The organism is Alkalihalobacillus sp. MEB130 (assembly GCF_032335535.1).
Lineage (GTDB): Bacteria > Bacillota > Bacilli > Bacillales > Bacillaceae_D > Halalkalibacter.
Genome location: NZ_JAOANA010000001.1, coordinates 91894 through 108886, shown reverse-complemented (window position 1 = coordinate 108886; position 16993 = coordinate 91894). Strand labels below are relative to the sequence as shown.

Genomic DNA, 16993 nt, shown 5'->3' with positions numbered 1-16993 from the left:
GTATTTTTTTTCGGAGGAATGTAGTTATCCACATGGAGGGAAGGGGCTTTCATTTGCGGAATCTCTTTATTGGGGATAAAGAAGGGTGAGGCGGAAAGGAGAGCACACCGGCGGCAGGACTATTGTGTGCTCTTTCATATGCGATGGAGTTTAGCCGCAAAAAAGAAGCGAGTGCCGCAAATAAGACCATTCTCCCGCAAAGGGGAGAGGGGGTGCCGCATAATCGTGCAATTACCCGCAAAAATATAACAGAAGCCGCATAAAGTAGGCCGAGCCGCAAATGTGTTTCAATTTGCCGCATAAATTTTCAGCCAGCCGCATACAACCTTTGATTTGCCGCATAAGGTTTCCGATTTGCCGCATAAATTTTTAAAAAGAAAATGGGAGTAGGCTCTTGCTACGGAGGAGCCGCATATAAGCCCAGGACTGCCGCAAAAGACCGTGGAATGCCGCATATAAAAGTTCCTTTAATAAAAATAAAGGAGTTTTCCCACACTAACTAGAATATAACTCCACCAAAACAAAGGAGTGATGTTCATTGATTCAAAAAGAACGAGAAATTCCACGTAAAATCGAACAATTACAAGCGTTGCTGAGGAGATTACCGGAAGCTCACCCGAAAAAACCTCAAATACAGGAAGAGTTAGCGAAAAGAATGGCTGGATTCCGGGGCGAGCAGGCGCTAGATTATTATTTGTTATTTCTCGATAAGACCAAATACATGATTTATAACGATCTCAGGTTAACGGATGAAACTTCTTTTTTTCAAATGGATACGCTCGTTGTGTCATCCTCTTTTCTTCTGTTGGTAGAAATCAAAAATATAAGTGGGACGATTCACTTTGATGGTACGTTTTCTCAACTTGTTCGGACGAAAGATGGAAGGGAAACCGGTTTTCCGAATCCATTGTTGCAAGTGAAGCGACATGAATTGCAGTTTGGGAATTGGTTAGAGCTAAACAAGTTTCCGCCGATTCCATTAGAATCCGTTGTCGTCATCAGCAATCCTTCTACGATTATAAAATCCTCTAACCAACCTCAACACTCAATTCAGAGAATCATTCACAGTGCCAACTTTCTAACAAAAATGGAACAGGTGCAAAACAAGTATGCAAACAATCGTTTCTCGCCGAAAGACCTTCGAAAGCTTAACACGACACTCCTCAAAAAACATACTCCGAAGCACGTAGATATCCTTCAAGAATTTCACATTCGAGAAAGTGAACTTGTAAAAGGTGTATCCTGTCCCCAGTGCACAGCCATCCCCATGACAAGAAAAAGTGGAAAGTGGATCTGTCCAACTTGCTTGTTTACATCCCAAAACGCTCATCTTTCTTCATTGCAAGATTACACCCTCCTCCTTCGATCCTCTATTACAAATCATCAATTACGTACGTTTCTCCATATCACATCAAGGAATATAGCTTCAGACTTACTAAAATCATTAAATATAACGTCCACTGGTACAAAAAAAGGAACAATCTATCATCTCTCAAACAAAAATCTCCCAAATAATCTATGATATACTACAACAAAGGAAAACGAATCTACGAATGAAATGGGAGTAATGAATGAAGAGATGGTTTAAGATTGTCATGTTTTACTGGTTACCTGTTTTGTTCGTGGCGGCTATGATCTTTACTGCATCATCTCAGCCTTACGAAGAACAAGACATTCGCCCGTATATCTCTCAAGCTACGGACGTAGAACGAATAAAAGAGATGTATCATCAAATCAGAATGGAGCATATTGAGCACAGGCTTTATATAGAAGAAAACGGCTTTCTCCGCACTTTGCAAGTGATTGTGGAAAGATGGAAGATTCTTGCCGCATTTATAGGGGTGTTCCTAGTTGCAGCGGTTGCGGTTCTCGGCAAGTTGTTTATAAAAGCGGTAAAGCAAAAAGGCATGAAACGAGTGAGCAGAGCGGTAGGGTGGCTGGCCTTAGTTTTTGTTACGAGTGGAGCTTTGGTTCTGTTTGCGGCTTTGTTTGCCTTTCGGATAGAGACGTTTTTATTATTCATAAAAGATTTCCTTCTACAAGGGAGAGCGCAAAACGTTCTTGAAGCACTAAGCTTTCGTTATGCTGGAAGTGAAATCAGTGTCGAGCGTCTCGGCCTAGAGGGTTTTATTGAGTTTCTAATTCGAAAAGGGGCTCATTTTGGTTTTTTCTTCGTACTAGGATTTTTAATGTACCGGGCGTTATGGGCCAGTCGTTGCAAAAAGAAAACAAGTTATATAGGGGCGTTAGTGTTCGTCCTTCTTTATGCTATTTCGGATGAAGTTCACCAAGCGTTCACACCGAATCGAACGCCGTTAGTAGAAGACGTCCTGTTAGATTTTTCAGGTGGTTTCACAGGGGCAACGTTGGCAGTAGTTCTCTATACCATGTTCCCGCGAAAGAAAAAGCAAGAAGTCATAGACTCGACAACGAGAATGGGTCGTAGAAAAAGAAAAATCTAAAAAAAGCGTGTGACATATGTCATACGCTTTTTACTGTTTTAAATTTAAGATAAAAAATAAGGCGAATAGTGGTTTAGACCTAGTAAAAAGGGGGTATATAGAACTTTGTGTTAGTTGGGGAGAAATCGTGAGGGGGAGTAAAGGTGAAAAATCGCAATCAGATTATGATTGGAATTGCGGCGTTATTGGTTTTGTTATCGCTTGTCACGCATGCATTGCACAGAGTTTTTGGTTTTCTTAATACATATTTGTTAATACAAGGGGTAGGACCATTGTCACCGGGGTTGCTTTTTATACAAAATGTTTTTCTAGCTATTCCGATTGTTCTTCTTGGTGTTAGTTTTTACTTTTATAAAGTGGGAAAAGAGAAAGCGTTGCCACTTTTGATTACGTTAACATTAACATTTTCAAGCATTTCCATTATTGCCGGAGGGGACGGCCTAGTCGAGTATCACTTTTCGATTTTTATGGTATTGGCCTTTATTATCTTTTTTGATTCCATTAAACTCATCTTGATAAGTGCGACCATATTTGCAATCCAGCATTTTGCGGGCTATTTTTTCTTTCCGCAGTTGTTATGTGGAACGAATGAGTATATGTTTTCGTTGTTAATGATTCATGCGGTGTATCTTATTTTAATGAGTGGGGCAGCTATTTTAATTATTTATTTAAAAAATAAACATCTTTTGAACTTGGAAAAAGAAAAAGAAGAGCAGAAACGAAAAGCCGAGCTCGTCCTAAGTCAGTTAACAAAAACATCGAAACAAGTATTGGAAACGGTTCACCAGTTAAAAGTTGGATCAGAGGAGTCTGAGGTAGTCAGTCGAGAAATCTCAGAAGCGATTCAACAAATGGCAGCAGGAGCAGAAAAACAATTGGCTCATGCAGAGGAAAGTGAAGCGCTCATTGATACAATGAACAAACGAATACAATCCATTGCTAAAAGTACGCAAGCCGTTAAAGAATCTTCAGCAACCACGTCGGAAGAGGCTCAGGAAGGGCGGACAGTCATTGATCAGTCTACAAAACAAATGGACTCGATGTATCAATTAATGACGCAAATGAGAGAAGTCATTGGTGGATTAGAGCAACGTTCGAAACAAATTGGCCAAATTGTCACAGCGATTACCGATATTTCAAGTCAAACGAATTTGTTAGCGTTAAATGCCTCAATCGAAGCCGCACGTGCGGGGGAACATGGCCGCGGCTTTGCGGTTGTAGCGGAGGAAGTGCGGAAACTAGCGGTACAAACAGAAAATTCAACAACCGAAATTAATGCGATTATTCAAGACATACAAAAAGAGACATCTCAAGCTGTAAAAGTAATGAATGCGAGTCAGGTAGAAGTCGCATCAGGGCGCGATACGATCTCATCTGTTAAAGCAGTGTTTGAAAAAATTGTTTTAGCTGCAAAAGAAGTTGATAAACAACTAGTTGACATGATCGGAAAATCAAAAGAGATATCGAATCAATCTAAAGCAGTCGGAGTGTCCGTTTCGGGTATGACAGATATAACGCAAACGTCACAGGTGAACAGTGAACAAATTGCTGGTGCGTCACAGCAACAGCTTGCATCTGTTGAGACATCGAATCAAATCGTTCAGGCTTTAGCAGAACTAGGAGAAGAGTTGGAACGTCTTACGAATCAAGTTGATCAGCAACAAGCGAAATAAAATAGTTGGATAAAAAGCTTAAAACGCTGGCTGATTGATCGGACAAAAGAATCTTTCTGGAAATAATAGAGAATCAAAAGGTCGTTTGACCTTTTGATTCTCATTGTTTGTGATGCTATTGTTGATAAGGAAATTGTGTGCTATACCCAGAGAATTGCTGAAAGGACTGATCAATTTTTTGTTGATCCTCCGCTTCTAATCCGTAGAATCCTTTGCGGAACATCGTGTTGTATAGTTCTCGTTGACAATTTTGTGTTTCGTTAAAAATTTGATGGATGTCCTGATACAATTGGTCATTACTCATCTCATTTAACGCAACACTGTAGTTGTTTGTCATCATTTTCGCGCATGACAAAATATCATTAATATAATCGCGGTCGTTCATTTGTGGTGTTTTAGGAACTTGCATTTCTGGATTTTGAATTTTTTTAGATTGCTGATTCATGATGCAAATACCCCCTATAATTAAAGTATCCAAAAAGAAAAGCCTTTTGGATATCTTACTGCATTGGCATAGATTGTTGTGGTTGTTGAGTTTTTAAGTGGCTTAGAATCTTTTCATAATGACGTTGGTGCATTTGACCCGTTTTCTCTAGAACCGACTTAATTTCTTGGTCCTGACATTGTTGTGCAAAGAAATGAGCTTTTTTCATCGCAAGTAAGTTCCAAGACAACATATCATTTAAATACAAATGATCCTTTGTTGTTACAATGGCAGGTGGTGTTTGGTACGTCATTTGTTGTTGTTGCTGTCCGCCTTGCATGTTCATTGACTGTTGTTGATTTTGCATCGTTTGCATCTGATCCATCGTTATACCCTCCTTTGGATGTTGCCCAAAAGCAACGTATCCGTCATTCGGATACCTTATTAGTGTAGAAACATTAAACGATATTATGTCATGAACAAGTAGGGCAACTTCCCTTATAATTCCAAACCTTACTTTTGTGCTTTAAAGACCTGCAGAGGGGTCTGACCCCAAAATGTAATCGCTTTAATTTTTTCTAAATAATGTATTGCATAAAAGAGAATTATTCGGTATGATAATTTTAGAAAATGACAAATGAAGCTGTCGTTATTTTTTTGCAACAAAAATGAATGAGTATTCATTCGTTATACTTACTTTACGCAATGAAAAAGGGGGAGAAATATGACTCGTCATATCCGAAAAGTGGCAGTAATTGGTTCGGGGGTAATGGGTTCAGGAATCGCAGCTCATTTAGCAAATGTCGGCATCCCGTCCTTATTACTCGATATTGTCCCAAAAGAGGTAACAGCTGCTGAAAAGGCAAAAGGTTTGACACTAGAAGATAAAGCTGTTCGAAATCGATTAAGTTCAGTAGCTCTGCAAAAATTAGGTAAGCAAAAGCCAGCACCGCTTTCCTCTAAAGAAAAGCTATCTTATATAGAAGCTGGAAACCTCGAAGACGATCTGCACCGACTTCAAGAGGTTGATTGGATCATTGAAGTGATCGTTGAGAATCTAAACATTAAACAACAATTACTAAAAGTGATCGACGAAGTTCGAAAGCCAGGGACCATTGTTAGCTCTAATACATCAGGAATATCAATTGAAGCCATGTCACAAGGATTATCAGATGATTTTCAAGGCCACTTCTTAGGAACCCACTTTTTTAATCCACCTAGATACTTAAAGCTGTTGGAAGTCATCCCGACTGCTAAAACAAAAGAAGACGTTACGACATTTATGAAAGCGTTTGCCGAGGAAACACTAGGCAAAGGCGTCGTAATTGGAAAAGACACTCCTAACTTTATTGCCAATCGAATTGGAACATATGGCTTACTTGTAACTGTTGACGAAATGATAAAAGGCGGATATTCCGTTGGAGAAGTTGATTCTGTTACAGGTCCGTTAATTGGACGCCCGAAAAGTGCCACATTCCGAACACTTGATGTAGTGGGTCTTGATACGTTTTTACATGTGGCCAAAAATGTTCATGACATTGCAAGTGGTTCTGAAAAAGAGATGTTTGACCCGCCGGCATTTATGAAAGAGATGGGCGAAAAAGGGTGGCTAGGAAGTAAGAGCGGTCAAGGATTCTACTTAAAACAAGGAAAAGAAATACTTGAAATAGAACCATCAACGCTTGAATACAATGAACGAAAAAAACTGAAAGCTCCATCAATAGAACGAGCGAAGCAAGCAAAAAAACTAACCGATAAAATTGACATTCTTACTTATTCAGATGATCGTGCGGGACAGCTTATCTGGAACATAGTAAAACCCGTTCTTCTATATTCTGCTGATAAAGTATATGAGATTGCCAATGACATTTATGCCGTTGATCAAGCAATGAAATGGGGATTTGGTTGGGAGCTCGGTCCATTTGAGATGTGGGACGCAATTGGGGTAGCCAAATCAGTCGAGCGGATGGAAGCAGAAGGAGAAACGATCCCTACATGGGTTAAAGACATGCTGGCAACAGGGCAGGAGTCCTTTTATGCAGATAACTGTTTTTACCATGATGGAAAACAGGAGCCGAAACCGGTTAATGAAAAAATTATTCATCTGTCTTCGTTAAAACCAGACCATGTGATCTTTAAAAATTCAGGTGCATCGTTACTTGATATAGGGGATGATGTTGCCCTTTTAGAATTCCATTCTCCTAATAACTCCATTGGTGCAGATGTGATCCAAATGATCAATAAATCCATCAAAGAGGTGGAGCAAAATTACAAAGGGCTTGTGATTAACAACCAGGGGAAAAACTTCTGTGTTGGTGCAAACCTGATGATGATTTTAATGGAAGCTCAAGATGACAATTTCTTTGAAATTGATCTTGTTGTTCGTCAGTTCCAACAAGCGATGGCAACCATTCGTTATTCAGAAAAACCGGTCGTGACCGCTCCATTTGGAATGACGTTAGGAGGAGGAACAGAAATTTGTTTGCCTTCTGCAAGTATTCAAGCTTCTCTTGAAACGTATATGGGACTTGTCGAGGTTGGTGTTGGTCTGATTCCGGGAGGGGGAGGCAACAAAGAGCTGTATCTTCGGAATTTAGAAAACTCTGACGGAAAAGACTTACAATCTGTGGCAATTAAAACGTTTGAAACGATCGCGATGGCAAAAGTGTCAACATCGGCTCATGAAGCAGTGAACCATGGGTTCCTCGGTGCTCATGATGGAGTCGTAATCAATGGAGACTTGCTGATTGATCGAGCGAAAAGAGAAGTTCTTCATTTAGATGCAAAAGGCTATCGTCCGCCAGAACGAGCGAAAATTCCAGTTGTCGGTGAATCAGGTTATGCAACGATGCTTCTTGGTGCAAAGACCATGAAATTTGGCGGGATGATTTCCGATCATGATTTGAAAATTGCTCAAAAACTAGCATTCACTCTTTCTGGTGGTAGAGTGCCAAAAGGAACACTAGTAGATGAACAGTATTTACTAGATTTAGAGCGGGAAGCCTTCCTTAGTCTCGTTGCTGAACCGAAGTCTCAACAACGTATGCAACATATGCTCACAAAAGGCAAACCACTTCGTAACTAATGGATAGGAGGGGAATGAACATGAGGGAAGCAGTTATTGTAGCTGGCGCGCGAACGCCAGTCGGAAAAGCAAAAAAAGGAACATTAGCGAATGTACGCCCCGATGATTTGGGTGCTCTAACCGTACGTGAAACGTTAAAGCGGGCAGGGAATTATGATGCCTCACTTATAGATGATGTCATTATTGGATGTGCGACTCCTGAAGCAGAACAAGGAATGAATATGGCTCGAAATATTTCTGCCTTAGCAGGATTGCCTCATACAGTTCCAGCTATTACGATAAATCGTTATTGTTCATCAGGGTTACAAACTATTGCTTATGGTGCGGAACGAATCATGTTAGGGCAAGCAAAAGCAGTGATTGCTGGCGGAGCGGAATCAATGAGTATGATTCCAATGGGAGGCCATGTGATCGCCCCTAACCCTACATTAGTCGAAGAGCAGCCGGAGTATTACATGGGCATGGGCTATACAGCCGAGGAGGTAGCAAACCGGTTTGGTGTAAGTCGTGCCGATCAAGATGCATTTGCAGTTGAAAGTCACAAGCGAGCAGCTGCTGCGATTGAAGCTGGATCGTTTCAAGACGAAATTGTCCCTGTTGATGTGACTCTTCGTGCGGTAGGCGCAGATAACAAGTTAAAAGAGAAGCGCGTTCAGTTTGATACAGATGAAGGAGTAAGGACGGAAACGACTGCAGAAGGGCTAGCGAAACTTCGCCCCGTTTTCCATCCGAAAGGAAGTGTCACAGCTGGAAATGCTTCACAAATGAGTGACGGTGCCGCATCTGTTTTAGTAATGGACCGGGAAGAAGCCGTAGCCAGTGGGTTACAGCCTCTCGTGAAATTTCGCTCGTTTGCCGTAGCAGGTGTTGCACCAGAAGTTATGGGAATTGGCCCTGTTGAAGCGATTCCGAAAGCATTGCAATTGGCGGGACTTGAGTTAGCTGATATTGGATTATTTGAGTTAAATGAAGCATTCGCTTCTCAAGCACTGCAAGTAATCCGTCACTTAAACTTGGATTACGCAAAAGTCAATGTGAATGGAGGAGCCATCGCACTTGGTCACCCACTTGGTTGCACAGGGACAAAATTAACTCTTTCTCTTATTCATGAAATGAAACGCCGCAACGAACAATTTGGAGTTGTTACGATGTGTATCGGAGGCGGAATGGGCGCTGCTGGAGTATTTGAACTGATTGGCTAATAAAAGGAGGAACGATAGATGAGTCATACAGAAGATAAAGTGGTAAAAGGTGGGAGTTTCTTAGTTGAGGATTTAGCGGCAGAAAAGCTGTTTACACCTGAGGATTTTACAGATGAGCATGTGATGATTGGCCGCACGACAGAAGAATTCGTCATTAAGGAAGTCGAACCTGTGTTAGAAAAAATTGAAGAACATCAATTTGACAATACGGTTCGGTTGTTAAAAGAAGCAGGTGAACTAGGCTTACTTGGTGCCGATGTACCTGAAGAATACGGTGGCCTAGGTTTAGATAAAATTAGTTCTTCCCTTATTTCTGAAAAATTCGTTCGAGGCGGAGCATTTGGACTAAGTCACGGAGCTCATGTGGGAATCGGCTCCTTGCCAATTGTCTTTTTTGGGACTCACGAGCAAAAAGAGAAATATCTCCCTGATTTGGCATCTGGTGCAAGATTAGCAGCTTATGCGCTAACAGAACCAAGTTCAGGATCGGATGCATTAGGGGCAAAAACAACAGCTGTACTAAATGATGCGGGTACGCATTATGTGTTAAACGGAGAAAAACAATGGATTACCAACTCAGCCTTTGCCGATGTATTCGTCGTTTATGCAAAAATTGATGGTGACAAGTTTACAGCTTTCATTGTTGAAAAGGACTTTGAAGGGGTTTCAACTGGACCAGAAGAAAAGAAAATGGGAATCAAAGGGTCTTCCACAAGAACCCTTATTCTCCAAGATGCTCTTGTTCCCGTTGACAACGTACTCGGTGAGATTGGAAAAGGCCATGTGATTGCCTTTAACATTTTAAATGTTGGCCGCTATAAGCTTGGTGTGGGATGTGTCGGCAGTTCGAAGCGAGCGCTTGAACTGGCAGCAACCTATGCGAATGAGCGAAAACAGTTCAAAACACCAATTGGAAAATTCACACTCATCCAAGAAAAACTAGCGAACATGGCGGTGGCCACATTCGCAGCGGAAAGCTCGATTTATCGAACGGGTGGACTGTTTGAAGAACGCCTTGGAGGATTAACGGATGAAGAGCAAAAAGACGGTCGTGCCGTAGCAAAGGCGATTGCTGAATATGCAATAGAGTGCTCGTTAAATAAAGTAGTGGGCTCAGAAACACTTGACTATGTCGTAGATGAAGCTGTTCAAATACACGGTGGATATGGCTTTATGGCTGAGTATGAAGTGGAGCGCATGTATCGTGATTCAAGAATCAATCGTATTTTTGAAGGAACAAATGAAATCAATCGACTTCTTGTACCAGGAACGATTATGCGTAAAGCGATGAAAGGTGAGTTGCCACTGCTTCAAAAAGCGACCGCCCTTCAAGAAGAAATCATGATGCTCATGCCGCAAGAAATTGGGGAAGAACCACTTGAGCAAGAAAAATACTTGCTAGGAATGGCGAAAAAGATTTTCTTAATGGTTGCTGGAAACGGCGCGCAAAAATATGCAGAAAAACTTCAGCATGAACAAGAGCAGCTGTCTAATGTTGCCGACATTGTTAGTGACATTTTCTCGATGGAATCAGCCATTCTACGTACAGAAAAAGCGATCAACAAATCGGGCCTAGAAAAGGCAAACCAAAAGCTTCTCATGACTCAAGTTTTTTGCCAAGAAGCGTTTAACCGAATTGAGGCTCATGCAAAAGAGTCACTTGTTGGAATGGAAGAAGGCGATAAGCTTCGCACCATGCTAGGTGTTCTTCGTAAGCTAACACGCCACACGCCAATTAATGTCATTGCAAAGAAACGTCAAATTGCATCAGCTGTATTAGAAGAAAAACGATATGTTGTGTAACAATTTTGAGGGTTTCTCACTCTCAAAAATAAAATAGACTCCTTTCTTGGAGCGTTCTCCTCTCACTAAAGAAGCCACAATGATTTGTGGCTTCTTTAACATTGAAGAGATAATCAACCTATCACACATGTTTCCGATCTATTCAACACATCCTAGAAAAAACACGGCAGGGAGGCGCTCCACATGAACAAAAAAGAACAACTAACGTACACAGCTCCATTAACAGGCGTAGAAGATACAGCAACAACAAATGAAGATTCTGTCCATGAAGCCTTACAAACAACTTGGAATACGGAACAAATAATTGAGCTAAACCATTGTGAAGAAACAGAAGATCAGCAATAATAAAATAAGGGAGAACACCACAAGTAGTGGGTGCTCTTCCTTATCATTTTTAAAAGATGTGAAAGGAGAGGAATAACCGTGGCCATTACTTTTTATGAATACCCTAAATGTGGAACATGTCGCAAAGCGAAAAAATGGTTTGCAGATAACGAAATGGAAGTGAACGCAATACATATTGTGGAGAACCCACCAACAAAAGAAGAACTGCGTGACCTTTTGGAAAAAAGCGGACTAGAGTTAAAGAAATTCTTCAACACAAGTGGTCAAAAATACCGCGAACTTGGCTTGAAAGATAAGCTAAAGGACATGAGTGAGGATGAGGCTCTTGAATTGCTTGCTTCTGATGGTATGTTGATTAAGCGTCCAATTACGACGAATGGCTCAACTGTATCAGTCGGATTTAAAGAAGATCAATTTGAACAAACTTGGAAGTAATGGTTTGTTTTCAATGGAAAAGCAGGTATAATATAGTAAAATTTGCATTTGTAGATGGAGGAATTTGGAATGAGCAACTTACCTAAAGAATTAAAGTATTCAGAAGAGCACGAATGGGTAAAAGTTGAAGGCGACAAAGTACGTGTAGGAATCACAGACTTTGCTCAAGCTGAACTTGGAGACATCGTATTTGTTGAACTTCCAGAAGTTGGCGATGAAATTGAAGCGGACGAGCCTTTCGGTAGCGTAGAGTCTGTTAAAACAGTATCAGAGCTATATGCACCTATTAGCGGAAAAGTCGTTGAAATCAACGAAGACCTCGATGATTCACCAGAATTCGTCAACGAATCTCCATACGAAAAAGCGTGGATGATCGTTATTGAACCAACCGACAAAAGCCAAATCGACAAACTTATGACAGCAGACCAATATGAAGAAATGATTAGTGAAGACTAAGACAAAAAAGAACCAAAAGGCGGTCTTTCCTTTTGGTTCTTTTTTGTCGAAGCACTGAGCGGAGCCGTCGTAATGTTTTAAGCTTTTTTGAGCGCTCTTCTCAAAAAGGCGCACGACGAGTGAAGCTAGTGCACACTATGTTCGCACGATCTATGGTCAAAAGGCGCTCTTTCCTTTTGGTTCTTTTTTGTCGAAGCACTGAGCGGAGCCGTCGTAATGTTTTAAGCCTTTTTGAGTGGCCTTCTCAAAAAGGCGCACGACGAGTGAAGCCAGTGCACACCATGTTCGCACGATCTATGGTCAAAAGGCGCTCTTTCCTTTTGGTTCTTTTTTGTCGAAGCACTGAGCGGAGCCGTCGTAATGTTTTAAGCTTTTTTGAGCGCTCTTCTAAAAAGGCGCACGACGAGTGAAGCCAGTGCACACTATGTTCGCACGATCTATGGTCAAAAGGCGGTCTTTCCTTTTGGTTCTTTTTTGTCGAAGCACTGAGCGGAGCCGTCGTAATGTTTTAAGCTTTTTTGAGCGCTCTTCTCAAAAAGGCGCACGACGAGTGAAGCCAGTGCACACCATGTTCGCACTATTTAAGCCAGGGGGACAACCTTCCTGGTTTTTTAGTTGTTGGAATTAGCGGAGCTGTCGGGGGGGAAGTGTTCTCCACATGTTCGTTCCATTGCGCTCCAGCCACTCGCTTTCCGCGGGAGGTGCCGAGCCTCCACGACTACGCCAGTGGGGTCTCGCCCCTACCTCTTCATCCCGAGTCGAGTGACTTCCGCTCCATTTCACTATGAGAAAAAACGATACGAGGTAGCAACAATCTTTATGAAATAGCTCTAAAAAGGGGTACGACGAGTGAAGCCAGTGCTCAGCATATATCCGCACGACTAAAGTTATTGGGCACTTTCTTGGTTCTCCCTTAAAGTGGCGGACACCAGAGCCGTTATTTAAAAGAAAAATCACGATTCACGGGTTAAGCGGACACCAGGGACCTTATTTCCCAATAAAGAGTGGTTATTTCAGTAATAAAGGGCAAATAGAGGAACCTCAGTCCCTTTAGTGTTGGAAAACGCTAATATGAGTAAAATAAGGGCCTTACAGTCCGCTTGTCCATTACACCGGGCAGTTTTTCGGGCACTTTCTTGGTTCTCCCTTAAAGTGGCGGACACCAGAGCCGTTATTTAAAAGAAAAATCACGATTCACGGGTTAAGCGGACACCAGGGACCTTATTTACCAATAAAGAGTGGTTATTGCAGTAATAATGAGCAAATAGAGGAACCTCAGTCCTTTTAGTGTTGAAAAAAGCTAATATGAGTAAAATAAGGGCCTTACAGTCCGCTTGTCCATTACACTGGGCACGACCTCCACACTCCACTCCCTCCTTTTCATAAATTCCCCATGATTTCAAACACCGTAAGCGGGCATCATAATACTAACTTCTGTACAAGGAGGTTATGGCAGTGAGTTTAGTTCGTGTAGATGTAACAAGCAGAGTGAAAGGGAAATATGAAAATGGCCATATGAATTTATATATGGGAGATGCTCAAGTGGGGAAAGTTATTGAAACGAATCAAGGGTTTCAGCATGAAATGGCTGAAGGCTTTGAATTTGAAAATGATAAAGTCTTCCGGTATGAGCAGGAGAACCCAAATGAAGTGAAGTCATATGTAGAAGGCTGCGATGAAGGCTGGTGCTAGCGCCTTTTTTAAGTTGACATGAAGCATGGATTAAGCTTCATGTCAGCTTTTTCTTTATTTATCTAAACAAGTGATTTTGCATCTTTCTCTTTTCTTTTCTCTCCATATCCCCTATTATTTATTTAGTGATCCGAAATAATACAAATGAAGGTGTAACAATGGGCAGGTTTGTAGGGGAATGGAATGAACAATTCAAGAATTATAACCATAATGTAAGGCTCTTTTTATTGGCCTCTATACTCGTCAATATCGGAATGGGTATTTTTATGGTGATTTATAATTATTACATACGAGAACTCGGCTACAGTGATCAAATGAACGGTCGAGTGATTGCGATGCAAGCTATGGCGAGTGCGGTCGCTCTTTTGCCTGCAGGTTTGATAAGTGACAAGTGGGGACGAAAGAGGATTATCATAATTGGAGCAGTGTTCGCTGCAACTAGTTTGCTGTTTCGAGCGTTATTAGAAGGCGAGCAAACACTCATTGTGATGGCTTTTGTAACCGGACTGTTTATGGCTTTTATTCAAGTTTCGTCCATTCCACTCTTAGCAGAAAATTCAACTGAAAAAGAGCGAGTACATCTATTTAGCTTTAATTTTGCCTTAATTATGGTTGCCAATGTAGTGGGGAATGCACTTGGAGGTACGTTAACTGATTTATTTCATCTCTTTTTTCATGTAACGATGCTTGAGAGTGTAAGAATCACCTTAGTGATCGGTTCTGTCTTTTTCTTTCTAGCTCTTATTCCTATTTTCAAAATAAAAGACCAAAGCAAGGCACGAATTCAGAAGACCGGAGCCAGCTCAATTGGAAAATTATTGACTACTCATCGCTCAAGTATAAAATGGATCGGCTTGTTTGCAGTTGCTAATTTATTGATTGGATTTGGCTCAGGTCTTGTTATTCCATATTTGAACCTTTACTTTAGTGATCGATTTGAAATTAGTAATTCTCTTGTTGGACTTATTTTATCTCTTGGGCAAGCGATGACCGCTGTCGCCTTTATGATTGGCCCGTCTGTTGTGAAACGGTTTGGAGAGGTAAAAGCAGTTGTGATGTTGCAATTAGCTTCGATTCCGTTTCTGTTGTTAACAGCCTATACAGAGAATCTCTGGTTAGCGGTTATCGGATTTTTGTTTAGACAAGCATTAATGAATGCCGGAAACCCGATTCAAATGGCCTTAATGATGAGAACCGTTGATGATTCGATGAAAGGATTGGCCAACTCAGTTGGGCAAATGGTCTTTCAATTAGGGTGGGCAGTAATGGGGCCTGTCTCTACATCGATTGTTGTACTTTACGGAGCTTATTACGGGTATGCGTATGTCTTTTCCATTACGGCTTTTCTGTATGTGTTAGGATCAACGTACTTTTTCTTTGTATTCCGTCAGATTGATTCGAAAAAAACACAGAAAGAAGTAGCGTAGTTTGTACTAATTTTTTGTTTGAATAATCATCCTCCAATGACTGTATAAAGCCATCTTTTCTTACGAATACTATCGTTGTTACGAAAAGAATAAAGGAGGTCATGTTCATGGATCAACAACAACAAAACAATCCTATTGAAATGGCATTACAAGAGTACAAACAAGGGTTAGGAAATTTCACACAAAAAATGCCTGATATTGCACAAAAGTATAATGCGTTTACGGAAGCGTGCTTTGCAGAAGGCAAGCTTTCACAAAAAGAGAAGCAAATGATTGCTTTAGGTATTAGTGTTTTTTCTCAAGATGAATATTGCATTATTTATCATGCAAAAGGATGCATTGACCAAGGATGTACGGAAGAAGAGATTTTGGAAACGGTTGGTGTGACAGCCGCATTTGGTGGTGGAGCAGCAATGAGCCAAGCTGTTACCCTTGTTCAAGAGTGTATTACGGAACTAGGTGGCAACAAAATGAAAATGCAATAATAGCAATGAAATGAGCCATCTCCTTTTGTAAGGTCGAGAAAATCTAATGGAATATTTTCTGACATTACATAATCCGATCTCACGTCTTTATTTCACGATCTATCTTGATTTTTCCGTGTTGGTCAAATTTTCTGACCATGGTACGATAATACGTGACAAATCGAGAAAGGGTTGATTCATTATCCATTTATTAAAAAACCAACACAATGGTGAAATGGAAAAAGCAATGCAACAATCTCATGGCACAAGTTATGCAGAGTATAATCGTAACTTGGAAAAACGGTTAGAGATCGAGAAACAACGTGAAAAAGACTACGAGAAAAGCAAAAAGCTTGCAGCTCAATTCAATTAGTATAGAAAAGTGGGAGTAGTGCCATAGGTACTACTCTTTTCCTATATAAAACTACGTTGTTTACATATGTAGATTTATTGGAATGATAAAAGATGGACCACCTCATTCGTCTTATTTTTCATCAATTTGTGACAGATATTAGTTATTACTATATACATAGTAGAAATAGAACTTTATTTGATTCACACTTCTTGAACTTATAATAGATTTAGTATAAGATTGTAATGAGAATAGATTGAGAATAACCTATCACAAAAAATTAGCAAGCTTTGTCATCTAGATAAAGCAAAATACATTGGAGGTCATTGTAAATGTCAGTACCATTTCTAAAGATTGAAAATCTTAACGTATCAGTTGAAGGAAAGGAGATCTTAAAAGATTTCAGCCTTGAAATAAAAGGTGGAGAATTCCACGCGATTATGGGACCGAACGGAACAGGGAAATCCACTCTTGCTTCTGCTATTATGGGTCACCCTAAATACGAAATTACGAGCGGTTCAGTAACAATTGATGGGGAAGACGTACTTGAAATGGAAGTGGACGAGCGTGCCCAAGCTGGTCTTTTCTTAGCAATGCAATACCCAAGTGAAATTAGTGGGATTACAAATGCGGACTTCTTACGTTCAGCTATTAATGCAAAACGTGAAGAAGGCGATGAAATCTCTCTAATGAAGTTCATCCGTCAATTAGACAAAAAAATGGAACTTCTTGATATGGACGATTCTTTCTCTCATCGTTATTTAAACGAAGGTTTCTCAGGTGGAGAGAAAAAACGTAACGAAATTCTTCAACTATTAATGCTTGAGCCAAAAATTGCGATTTTAGATGAAATTGACTCAGGTTTAGATATTGATGCATTAAAAGTCGTTTCAAAAGGTGTAAATGAAATGCGCAGCGAAAACTTTGGCTGTTTAATCATCACTCACTACCAACGTCTACTTGACTACATTACTCCAGACAAAGTACACGTAATGATGCAAGGACGCATTGTGAAATCTGGTGGCGCTGAGCTTGCAACTCGTTTAGAAGCAGAAGGTTATGACTGGATTAAGCAAGAGCTTGGTATCGAAGACGAGCGTGTAGAAGCAGCGAACCAAGAAGCGTAATAACAAGGTCGGATTAGCAAAAGACAAATGCAACCTCGCAGCGGGC

16 protein-coding genes are annotated in these 16993 nt (G+C 40.7%); 14 read left to right on the top strand and 2 right to left on the bottom strand.

What is annotated here, in order from left to right; all coding sequences use genetic code 11:
* Window positions 1-538: 538 nt before the first annotated feature.
* From N0O92_RS00580 to N0O92_RS00570, 3 genes are all read left to right on the top strand, one after another.
* On the top strand, window positions 539-1522 hold the full coding sequence (locus N0O92_RS00580) for a nuclease-related domain-containing protein (RefSeq protein WP_315612654.1): 984 nt from the start codon (window positions 539-541) through the stop codon (window positions 1520-1522).
* Window positions 1523-1571: 49 nt separating this feature from the next.
* Window positions 1572-2462 (top strand): VanZ family protein, encoded by an 891-nt coding sequence (locus tag N0O92_RS00575; RefSeq protein ID WP_315612653.1) that lies wholly within the window; start codon window positions 1572-1574, stop codon window positions 2460-2462.
* A 143-nt stretch (window positions 2463-2605) separates the two neighbouring features.
* Entirely contained in the window at window positions 2606-4135 is a 1530-nt protein-coding gene (locus N0O92_RS00570; protein ID WP_315612652.1) for a methyl-accepting chemotaxis protein, read from the top strand.
* 115 nt (window positions 4136-4250) lie between these two features.
* On the opposite strand, the gene N0O92_RS00565 is transcribed toward N0O92_RS00570, so the two are convergent.
* Both N0O92_RS00565 and N0O92_RS00560 read right to left on the bottom strand, forming a co-directional pair.
* Entirely contained in the window at window positions 4251-4580 is a 330-nt protein-coding gene (locus N0O92_RS00565) for a spore coat protein (RefSeq protein ID WP_315612651.1), read from the bottom strand.
* Window positions 4581-4635: 55 nt separating this feature from the next.
* The gene (locus N0O92_RS00560; protein WP_315612897.1) at window positions 4636-4935 is read right to left on the bottom strand and encodes a hypothetical protein; all 300 of its coding nucleotides are present in this window, start codon (window positions 4933-4935) and stop codon (window positions 4636-4638) included.
* A gap of 348 nt (window positions 4936-5283) precedes the next feature.
* Between N0O92_RS00560 and N0O92_RS00555 the strand changes: the two genes are divergently transcribed.
* The 11 genes from N0O92_RS00555 (at window position 5284) to sufC (ending at window position 16947) form a co-directional block, all read left to right on the top strand.
* A complete protein-coding gene (locus N0O92_RS00555) occupies window positions 5284-7644 on the top strand; it encodes a 3-hydroxyacyl-CoA dehydrogenase/enoyl-CoA hydratase family protein (protein WP_315612650.1) in 2361 nt (786 codons plus the stop codon).
* A 20-nt stretch (window positions 7645-7664) separates the two neighbouring features.
* Window positions 7665-8846, top strand: a complete 1182-nt coding sequence (locus N0O92_RS00550; protein WP_315612649.1) for an acetyl-CoA C-acetyltransferase — start codon at window positions 7665-7667, stop codon at window positions 8844-8846.
* Window positions 8847-8864: 18 nt separating this feature from the next.
* Window positions 8865-10649 (top strand): acyl-CoA dehydrogenase family protein, encoded by a 1785-nt coding sequence (locus N0O92_RS00545; protein WP_315612648.1) that lies wholly within the window; start codon window positions 8865-8867, stop codon window positions 10647-10649.
* Window positions 10650-10832: 183 nt separating this feature from the next.
* Window positions 10833-10994, top strand: coding sequence for a hypothetical protein (locus N0O92_RS00540; RefSeq protein ID WP_315612647.1), 162 nt, complete (start codon window positions 10833-10835; stop codon window positions 10992-10994).
* 78 nt (window positions 10995-11072) lie between these two features.
* A complete protein-coding gene (locus N0O92_RS00535; RefSeq protein WP_315612646.1) occupies window positions 11073-11429 on the top strand; it encodes an arsenate reductase family protein in 357 nt (118 codons plus the stop codon).
* Window positions 11430-11498: 69 nt separating this feature from the next.
* The gene (gene gcvH / locus N0O92_RS00530; RefSeq protein WP_315612645.1) at window positions 11499-11885 is read left to right on the top strand and encodes a glycine cleavage system protein GcvH; all 387 of its coding nucleotides are present in this window, start codon (window positions 11499-11501) and stop codon (window positions 11883-11885) included.
* 1455 nt (window positions 11886-13340) lie between these two features.
* Window positions 13341-13577, top strand: a complete 237-nt coding sequence (locus tag N0O92_RS00525) for a YusG family protein (protein WP_315612644.1) — start codon at window positions 13341-13343, stop codon at window positions 13575-13577.
* A gap of 158 nt (window positions 13578-13735) precedes the next feature.
* On the top strand, window positions 13736-15004 hold the full coding sequence (locus tag N0O92_RS00520; protein WP_315612643.1) for an MFS transporter: 1269 nt from the start codon (window positions 13736-13738) through the stop codon (window positions 15002-15004).
* A 107-nt stretch (window positions 15005-15111) separates the two neighbouring features.
* Window positions 15112-15489, top strand: a complete 378-nt coding sequence (locus N0O92_RS00515) for a carboxymuconolactone decarboxylase family protein (protein WP_315612642.1) — start codon at window positions 15112-15114, stop codon at window positions 15487-15489.
* 214 nt (window positions 15490-15703) lie between these two features.
* On the top strand, window positions 15704-15841 hold the full coding sequence (locus tag N0O92_RS00510) for a YuzK family famiily protein (RefSeq protein ID WP_315612641.1): 138 nt from the start codon (window positions 15704-15706) through the stop codon (window positions 15839-15841).
* A 311-nt stretch (window positions 15842-16152) separates the two neighbouring features.
* Entirely contained in the window at window positions 16153-16947 is a 795-nt protein-coding gene (gene sufC, locus N0O92_RS00505) for a Fe-S cluster assembly ATPase SufC (protein ID WP_315612640.1), read from the top strand.
* The last annotated feature ends 46 nt before the right edge of the window (window positions 16948-16993 follow it).